General features: G+C 38.1%; 1 protein-coding gene. It reads left to right on the top strand.

What is annotated here, in order from left to right; translation table 11 throughout:
• Positions 1-26: 26 nt before the first annotated feature.
• Positions 27-1,019 (top strand): IS3-like element IS1520 family transposase gene (locus tag NFR44_RS09430; RefSeq protein ID WP_251444314.1). Its coding sequence is split into 2 segments (ribosomal slippage), with 994 coding nucleotides annotated over them: positions 27-243 and positions 243-1,019; the frame shifts between segments, so codons are not numbered across the junction. This gene is flagged as partial in the annotation.

Below are 1,019 nucleotides of genomic sequence, written 5' to 3'. Positions count from 1 at the left end.
AATACATCATAAAGGAGCTTTTTATTATGGCAATTAAATATTCAAATGAATTTAAAGAATCGATTGTTAGCTTAAGTCAGACTGGCCGTTCGGTCAACTCACTGGCTAAAGAATACAACGTCAGTGTTTCAACGGTCACTAAGTGGATTAAAAAAGCTGATCCTAACAACACTAAAGTGCTATCATCAAATGAACGTGCTCTGATTAAAGAAAATAAACGGTTAAAAGAAGAACTTGATATTTTAAAACGAGCGGCGGTGCTCATGGCAAAAAGCTAATTATTAAAGGGCGTGCCCTCGTGTTAGAAGTCGTCAACGCTAATTTACTTGCTGGGCACCGCATTACGCGTATCTTATCAGTACTCAAAATTCCGCGCTCAACCTACTATGATTATCTACATTGGCAGCCAAGTAGAACTGAACGCCGCCGGCATTTAATTAAACAAGAAGTGTTAACGGCTTGGTTAAGATATCCAATGTATGGCTACCCACGATTAACGATCTTACTAAATCAACAGTCTGATATTCACGTTAGTCAGCGTCTGGTCTATCAACAAATGTGTGAATTAGGGATTAGATCTAGAATGGTTAAACGAATCAATAAGCCAACCACTCAGACTGATTATGATCAGCGACCAAACTTGATTAAGCAGTTAACTGATCAATCTGGTATTTTATTGACTGATATTACGTACATTCCCCTTAACCATACTTGGTGTTACCTAGCTAGTGTCTATAATCCAGTAACCCTACGGGTTATTGCTTACCAACTTAATACGCAGATGACTAAAGAACTAGCGACTAACGTTATTACCCAAGTCATGGCGCAAGCAGTTAAACCACAAATTATTCATAGTGATATGGGAAGCCAATACACAAGTGACTTATTTGAAAACACTTTATCGAAGTATGGTATCAAGCATTCTTACTCCCGAAAGGGTCAGCCCGGCGATAACGCGCGAATTGAAAGTTTTCATTCAATTTTGAAACGTGAATACGTTAATTTCCAAGATTTTAAGA

It is taken from the genome of Veillonella intestinalis, assembly GCF_943193155.1.
Classification (GTDB): domain Bacteria; phylum Bacillota; class Negativicutes; order Veillonellales; family Veillonellaceae; genus Veillonella_A; species Veillonella_A intestinalis.
The sequence above is the reverse complement of the archived record's forward strand: the minus strand, read 5'-3'. Positions and strand labels throughout refer to the sequence as shown.